Source organism: Arthrobacter sp. HLT1-20 (genome assembly GCF_054510895.1).
Genome location: NZ_JBTNDR010000014.1, coordinates 93,956 through 100,942 on the forward strand (window position 1 = coordinate 93,956; position 6,987 = coordinate 100,942).

Annotated in this window: 7 protein-coding genes and 1 pseudogene; 7 read left to right on the forward strand and 1 reads right to left on the reverse strand. The window is 61.1% G+C overall.

All coding sequences use genetic code 11. The annotated features are described in order from the left end of the window. Nucleotides 1–3 precede the first annotated feature (3 nt). Both ACX80Q_RS09770 and ACX80Q_RS09775 read left to right on the forward strand, forming a co-directional pair. Nucleotides 4–894 (forward strand): SseB family protein, encoded by an 891-nt coding sequence (locus ACX80Q_RS09770; RefSeq protein ID WP_459330338.1) that lies wholly within the window; start codon nt 4–6, stop codon nt 892–894. A gap of 32 nt (nt 895–926) precedes the next feature. Further along, a complete protein-coding gene (locus ACX80Q_RS09775; RefSeq protein WP_459330339.1) occupies nt 927–2,408 on the forward strand; it encodes an MFS transporter in 1,482 nt (493 codons plus the stop codon). A gap of 165 nt (nt 2,409–2,573) precedes the next feature. Here the strand turns inward: ACX80Q_RS09775 and ACX80Q_RS09780 are convergent, their stop codons facing one another. After that, a complete protein-coding gene (locus ACX80Q_RS09780; RefSeq protein ID WP_459330340.1) occupies nt 2,574–2,981 on the reverse strand; it encodes a DUF1844 domain-containing protein in 408 nt (135 codons plus the stop codon). A 278-nt stretch (nt 2,982–3,259) separates the two neighbouring features. Here ACX80Q_RS09780 and infC point away from each other — a divergent pair, with 278 nt between their 5' ends. From infC to ACX80Q_RS09805, 5 genes and pseudogenes are all read left to right on the forward strand, one after another. Beyond that, a complete protein-coding gene (gene infC / locus ACX80Q_RS09785; protein ID WP_459330341.1) occupies nt 3,260–4,396 on the forward strand; it encodes a translation initiation factor IF-3 in 1,137 nt (378 codons plus the stop codon). Between the two features lie 103 nt (nt 4,397–4,499). Continuing rightward, nucleotides 4,500–4,694, forward strand: a complete 195-nt coding sequence (gene rpmI, locus ACX80Q_RS09790; protein ID WP_103466427.1) for a 50S ribosomal protein L35 — start codon at nt 4,500–4,502, stop codon at nt 4,692–4,694. A 108-nt stretch (nt 4,695–4,802) separates the two neighbouring features. Next, the gene (rplT, locus tag ACX80Q_RS09795; protein WP_103466429.1) at nt 4,803–5,186 is read left to right on the forward strand and encodes a 50S ribosomal protein L20; all 384 of its coding nucleotides are present in this window, start codon (nt 4,803–4,805) and stop codon (nt 5,184–5,186) included. Between the two features lie 68 nt (nt 5,187–5,254). After that, nucleotides 5,255–6,166, forward strand: coding sequence for a TrmH family RNA methyltransferase (locus tag ACX80Q_RS09800; RefSeq protein WP_459330342.1), 912 nt, complete (start codon nt 5,255–5,257; stop codon nt 6,164–6,166). A 110-nt stretch (nt 6,167–6,276) separates the two neighbouring features. Continuing rightward, a pseudogene (locus ACX80Q_RS09805) lies at nt 6,277–6,918 on the forward strand (cation diffusion facilitator family transporter). The last annotated feature ends 69 nt before the right edge of the window (nt 6,919–6,987 follow it).

Below are 6,987 nucleotides of genomic sequence, written 5' to 3' on the forward strand. Positions count from 1 at the left end.
TTCATGACCGAGATGCCCAAGAAGCAGCTGCCCGGCCACATTGCCCAAGCCTTGGCCGGTGCCGGCGGATCCACGGATTCGGCCGGGCAGCCGTGGGCTGGGCGGGAGCTGCCTGCACAGGAAAAGTACCACAACTTTGACGCTGACGACGGCGCCATGGACACCGGTTTCGCTGCCGCCATGGAGGCACTGGCCGCAGGTTCAGGTACTGAAGCGCAGGTCATAGCCGCCCTGGCGCAGGCCCGTGTCTTCATCCCCATTGTTGCTCAGCTCGCCGAGCACACAGTAGGGGAGAACGGCCTGGTGTCCGACAAGGAATCGGACATGGCCCTGGTGACCTTGCAGGGACCCGACGGGCGCCGGGTGCTGCCGGCATTCACGCATGCCCAAGCCCTTACACAATGGCACCCCGAGGCTCGGCCCGTTGCCGTGTATGCGGCCCGGGCAGCGTTGTCTGCCGTCGCGGAGGACGCTCAGCTGATGGTGCTGGACCCTGGCTCGGAGCGGCCCTTTGTGATCCGCCGCCCAGCAATGTGGGCGTTGGCCCAACAGCAGACATGGCTGCCCAGTTACGCTGACGCGGCAGTGCAAAATGTTCTGGCCCAATCTGTGTCGGCTCTTGGTAACAGTGCCGTGGTGGACATTTCCGCCAGCGTTGGCCAGGGCATAGAATCCCAGTGGCGCAAAAAATCCTCAGCCCACGGTCAGTTGGTCAAGGGCGGGGGAACCGGCCCGGAGCTGTGTGTCACCATCACGCTGTTGCCCGGGCTTGACCAGCCCGCTGTGAACGATCTGCTAGCCCAATTGCAGGAAAACTGGGCAGCCAACGAGTACTTTGCCCACGCCGTTGATTCGATCCAAATTCGTCTGCGTCACCCACACCCACGTACCTAAACCCTCACAAAGCACCTCGATGCGCTCTTGTGATGGATCACAAGAGAGAAGTCACTACAGTGAATTTTGCCGCCTACCGCGAAGTCCTCGCGGTTGGATCCGTGCGCCGGCTGCTGATTATCGCCATGTTTGCGCGCATTCCCCACGCAGCAGCCGGTGTCCTCCTGACGCTGCACGTGGTGCAGTCCATGGGGCTCAGCTACGCCGCTGCGGGTACAGTCGCCGCGGCCATCACCATAGGCATGGCCATCGGGGCGCCGTGGCGGGGACGGTTGGTGGACATTCACGGGCTGCGGCGGGCTCTGGTTCCGTCGGTCATAGCTGAGGCTGTGGTTTGGGGCACGGCGCCATTCCTGACTTTTCAGCTACTGGTGCTGGCCGCATTCATCGGCGGACTCTTTGCCGTCCCCATATTCTCAGTGGTCCGCCAGGCGCTCAGCGTCATGGTTCCCACAGAGCAGCGCCGCACGGCGTACGCACTAGACTCCATGGGCGGCGAAATTACTTTCATGATCGGCCCCGCTGCCGGTGTCATGCTGGCCACGAACAACACAGTGCTGGGATTGATCATCATCGGTGTCAGTGCCTCCCTGGCCGGCATCTTCCTGATGTGGTTCAACCCGCCAACCCGGACGGGTCAAAAAGGTTCCTATGTGGCTGTCGAGAGTGCAGGTGAGCAGCCATACGATGCTGTAGAAGATGCCAAAACCCCTGACCTAGCCGGTGAGAACTTTCTGCTGCGTTTCTGGGGCAAGTCCCGCCACAACCTTCGCTGGGTCAACATTGCCGTGCTGGCCATTCTGGGCACGTCCCTGGGTGCCGGACTGGTCCTGTCGGGTGTGAATGTGGGCATGGTGGCCCTCATGGAACACAACGACAGCACCAGCGAATTGGGTATTGTCTTCCTTTTCTGGTGTGGCGCCTCAATTCTGGGCGGCATCGTCTATGGCGCCCTCAAGAAATCGGTCAACCCCTTGTGGCTGCTCATGGCTATGGCAGTGCTCGTCATCCCCATGGGCTTTGCCACCAACGCCTGGACCTTGGGCCTGCTGTCCATCCTGCCGGGTTTGCTGTGTGCCCCGGTCCTGACCTCGAGCGCCGAGCACATCGCGGACCTGGTGACGGAGAAGCGTCGCGGCGAAGCCATGGGCATGTACGGCTCCTCCATGACCATTGGCAGTGCCATGGGCTCACCCTTTGCCGGTGCCATGATCGATGACGTTGGCCCCTGGGCTGGGTTCGCCATTGTTGGCTTCATTTGTGCCGTGCTGGCCGTTGTGGGCTTGATCGCCATGGCTATCTACCGCCGCCGCAGCGCCCGCCTGGCGCAGCCAGTGATCGAAGAGCCACCTGTGGCCGCGGCTTCCGATCCAGTGCAGGAGCAGGGTGTCCCGGAGACTTCGCTCTCCAGCCACGCTGACAAGCCGACGGAGGCCGACGACGGACCCGGCCGCGGCGGGCGCGATGACGTGGACGACCTCGACGAGTTGCTGGGCGAACGGGACTCTGTGTAGAGCAGCTCACCCATTAACGCCGAACGGGCAGTCGTTGTTGATGTTTTTGTAAAACATCAACAACGACTGCCCGTTCGATTCCCAGGGAGTCGTTGTTGGGCCCACGCGCCCGAGGGGCCCCAAGCCAAGACGCGCCAGCGGCTTGTCTTGGGGAGGGCGTGGGGACTAGTTGACAGCTCCCGTGTACTTTTCGCCCGGGCCCTTGCCCGGAGCGTCCGGAATGATGGAGGCTTCGCGGAAGGCGAGCTGCAGTGAACGCAGGCCGTCGCGCAAGGGTCCGGCGTGCTGGCTACCGATTTCCGGGGCCGCTGCCGTGACAAAGCCGGCCAGGGCGGTGATCAGTTTGCGGGCCTCGTCCAAGTCCTTGAGCTCTTCGGCGTCGGGTCCTGCTGCCAAGCCGCACTTGACTGCTGCCGCGCTCATGAGGTGAACGGCCGCCGTCGTAATGACTTCAATGGCCGGAACTTCAGCGATGTCACGCACCACGGAAGCGGCCTGCGCGTCGCTGAGGCCCTCTTCCGGAGAGGGCTGAAAAGTGTTGCGGGTGTCCGAATTATTATCTGAGCTACTCATACTGCTAAGCTTGTCATAGACCGACTCGATGCTGTTATTTCTTCTTGTCCAAACGACGAAAGTCACAGGCCAAAAAGAAGTGGTTGCTTCGAGTTTGCAAGTGGAGTCCTCTCCCACCTTTCGACCCAATTTTGGCGTTGTCTGGTTTAGGTCGGCGCTTTGCCCCCGGGCGAAGTCAGGTGAGTCCCGTTTGGGGTTCCCGCGCCGATATTTCGAGGCCTCCATTGCATCAGCAAATTGGGGGCCTTCTCCGTTGCTGGTGGTACTCACCCTTTCTTATGCAACAGGAGCTACACATTAGCGAGCCACGCATCAATGATCGAATCCGCGTCCCAGAGGTGCGGTTGGTAGGGCCAGCAGGCGAACAGGTTGGGATCGTCCGCATTGAGGATGCCCTCCGTCTTGCCGCTGAGTCAGACTTGGATCTGGTTGAGGTAGCGCCTACGGCTAAGCCGCCGGTGTGCAAACTGATGGACTTCGGTAAGTACAAGTACGAGGCCGCCGTCAAGGCCCGTGAAGCACGGAAGAACCAGACGAACACTGTTCTGAAGGAAATTCGCTTCCGCCTCAAGATCGACACTCATGACTACGAGACAAAGCGCGGACATGCGCTGAAGTTCCTCGGTGCCGGTGACAAGGTCAAGGCCATGATCCAGTTCCGCGGCCGTGAGCAGCAGCGCCCCGAAATGGGCATCCGCCTGCTCCAGAAGTTCGCCGCAGACGTTGCCGAGGTCGGCATCATCGAGTCGAGCCCGCGCATTGACGGCCGCAACATGGTCATGGTCATTGGTCCGCTGAAGAACAAGGCTGAAGCGAAGGCTGAAGCTCGCCGCAACCAGCAGCGTGCCGACGCCAAGGCGCACAACGAGGCAGTTGCCAACGGCACAGCCCGTGTTGACGTTGACCGCGACAACAAGGCTCCCCTGACTCAGTCCCTGGCTGATCTGCTGCCTGCCGGCTTGCGCCTGAACGAAGAAGCTCCCGCAGTTGAAGAGGCGCCCGTTGCCGAATCAGTTGCTGAGACCGCAACCGTCGCTGAAGCTCCCGCCGCAGTGGTGGCCCCCGCAGTCAGTGCGCCGGAAGCTGTGTCAGCTCCCGCCGTCGCACCTGTTGCAAAGGCTCCGGCCAAGGCAGCTGCTCCGAAGGTCGCAGCCGCCAAGGCTCCTGTTGCCAAGGCGCCCGCTGCCAAGGTTGCCGCCAAGGCACCCGCCGCCAAGCCGGCCGTTGCCCCCAAGCCTGTTGCTGCACCGAAGCCGGTAGCTGCGAAGCCGATTCCGATGCCCAAGCCCATGGCTAAGCCGGTTATCGCCAAGCCAGTAGCCAAGCCTGCCGCCAAGGCAGCAGCAAAACCGGCCGCAAAGCCTGCCTCTGCAAAGAGCGAGCCTGCAGCCGAAACCCCCAGCTCAGCTGAATAAGGTTCCTCCTTTTCAGCGGTGAATACACCCACACAGTGACCCAACCAGTCGCTGCAAGAGAACCACAGGCAGCGCCGGTGGATACGTAAGGAGACAGGTCCTCATGCCTAAAATGAAGACACACAGTGGTGCGAAGAAGCGATTCAAGCTCACCGGTTCCGGTAAGCTTGTTCGCCAGCAGGCTAACCGCCGCCACTACTTGGAGCACAAGCCTTCCAGCTTGAAGCGTCGCCTGAAGGGTGACCTGTTGGTCGCCAAGGCTGATGTCCGCAACATCAAGAAGATGCTCGGCATCTAATTTCGCAAGTCAATCGGTGTGATTCCCAGTTCCGGGACTAACACCATTTCATCAAAGCCTTCCCTGGCATGATTGGCTTGGGATCTTTAAACTTGAAGGAGTACGCACGTGGCACGTGTGAAGAGGGCTGTAAACGCCCACAAAAAGCGTCGGGTTATTCTTGAGCGCGCAAAGGGTTACCGCGGACAGCGTTCACGCTTGTACCGTAAGGCCAAAGAGCAGCTGCTGCACTCGTTTGTGTACAGCTACGGTGACCGCCGCAAGCGTAAGGGTGACTTCCGTCGCCTCTGGATCCAGCGTATCAACGCTGCATCACGCGCCAACGGCCTGACCTACAACCGCTTGATCCAGGGCCTGAAGGCTGCTGCGATTGAGGTTGACCGTCGCATGCTGGCAGACCTGGCCGTCAACGACGCCGCTGCTTTCGCTGCACTGGTGAACATCGCCAAGGCTGCACTGCCTGCAGATACTTCTGCACCGGTAGCAAAGTAATTCCAGTTTTGCCTCGAGGGACTTTTTGAGTTCCTTGTTCCTGCTCAGTGACTGATAAAGTCCTAAGCATGATTGAATCCGGGCGCCCACCAGCAGAAGCAATGACCAATCCTCGAGCAGATCGGGTGCGGGACGTTGCCAAGCTGGTTGGGCGCTCGGGTCGTTTAAAGCGCCGTCAATTCCTGGCCGAGGGTCCGCAGAGCGTCCGTGAGGCACTGAAGGCGCACAGTGAGTGCCTGGCGGCCGGTGGCAGCCCCGTGGTTGAGGCGCTGTACGCCACGGTTGAATGCCTGAAGCGCTACCCGGAACTCCTCGAAGCGGCTTCCGCACCCGGAACCCGCTTGCAGGTTCGGATTGCCAGCGAGATGGTGCTCTCCGCCATGACGGACACGGTGACCCCGCAGGGCGTTGTGGCCGTTTGTAACTTCGTGGATGTTCCGCTGGACGCCGTGCTGGCGTCCAAACCGAAACTCATCGCCATGCTCTGCCAGGTCCGCGACCCAGGCAATGCTGGTACCGTGCTGCGCGCAGCTGATGCCGCCGGCGCTGACGCCGTGATCTTCTCGCACTCCAGTGTTGACATTTACAATCCCAAGGCTGTGCGGTCCACGGCTGGTTCGCTGTTCCACCTCCCTGTGGTGCTGGGAGCCGACGTGGCTGAGGTGGTGGCTGCTGCCAAGGCCGCAGGCGTTGGTGTCTTAGCCGCCGACGGCTACGGCCACCTGAACCTTGATTTGTTGCAGGATGAAAGCGCAGCCCGCTCGTTCGACCAGCAAATCCCCGATTCCAGCTACGCTCTGGAAGATCCCACGCTGTGGCTTTTCGGCAACGAAGCCCAGGGGCTGGCCGGGGAAGAGAAGGCGCTGGCAGACCACCGTGTTGCGGTGCCGGTCTATGGTGAAGCCGAATCATTGAACCTTGGCACTGCAGCAACAGTGTGCCTCTACGCCAGCGCCCGGGCCCAGCGCCGCGAAGGCTAGCCCCCGGGCCCAGCGCCGCGATGGCTAGCCCCCGGGCCCAGCGCCGCGAAGGAGCAAGAATTGTGACGCCTGTGGTTTGCTTGGCTGGGCAGGCGGTAGGTTTTCCCGTTGTGGGCAAGGTGCCCGTGCGGGCTAGGGTTCCCAGCCGGGCATCCATTGCGGTCAAGACGTTCGTGGCCTATTTCTTGACATTGTCGTCATCGATGCTGGCGGAGGGCATCGACTCCCTTGCCGACTCCGGCAATCAACTGTTGCTGCTGGTGGGCGGTAAGAAGGCTAAACGCCAGGCCAGCCCCGAGCACCCGTTTGGCTAGGCCGGGAACGCTACGTCTATGCTTTCATCGTCTCCATTGTGCCGTTCAGTGTTGGCGGTTCTGTATGAGGCGTACGAAAAATGGCAGCACCGGCACGGTATGGAACCGTAGTGGGCATGGGTTCCCATCGCAGTGCTGCTGGGCGAGTCAGCCACAGTGGAGGATGCTCGTGCCGTGGAGGCGGCCCTGGTGGGTCCGGGCGTCAGCAAGACTATTCACCTCAAGACCTTGCACCTAGGCCCCGAAGCGCTGCTTGTTGCAGCAAAAATTGCTGTGGACGCCGCGGAGACCGGAACTGAGATTGCCAAGGCCATTGACGACGCCGAGAAGCGCGTCCGTGCCGCGGTCCCCATTGCGAAGGTGATCTACCTGGAACCCGACATCTACTCCGCCGCACGTGAGGGCGACGTGCCTGCCGCCCACAAGGAGCAGCTATAGTTCCTTAACCAACTGGCCCGGAAAAAAAAAAAAAAAACCCCCGGTTTTCCCCGGGTTTTTTGTTTTTTT

Coding starts and splice junctions, on each gene's coding strand:
- ACX80Q_RS09770 (WP_459330338.1), top strand. CDS start 4: ATGACCGAGATGCCCAAGAAGCAGCTGCCCGGCCACATTGCCCAAGCC.
- ACX80Q_RS09775 (WP_459330339.1), top strand. CDS start 927: ATGGATCACAAGAGAGAAGTCACTACAGTGAATTTTGCCGCCTACCGC.
- ACX80Q_RS09780 (WP_459330340.1), bottom strand. CDS start 2,981: ATGAGTAGCTCAGATAATAATTCGGACACCCGCAACACTTTTCAGCCC.
- infC (WP_459330341.1), top strand. CDS start 3,260: ATGCAACAGGAGCTACACATTAGCGAGCCACGCATCAATGATCGAATC.
- rpmI (WP_103466427.1), top strand. CDS start 4,500: ATGCCTAAAATGAAGACACACAGTGGTGCGAAGAAGCGATTCAAGCTC.
- ACX80Q_RS09800 (WP_459330342.1), top strand. CDS start 5,255: ATGATTGAATCCGGGCGCCCACCAGCAGAAGCAATGACCAATCCTCGA.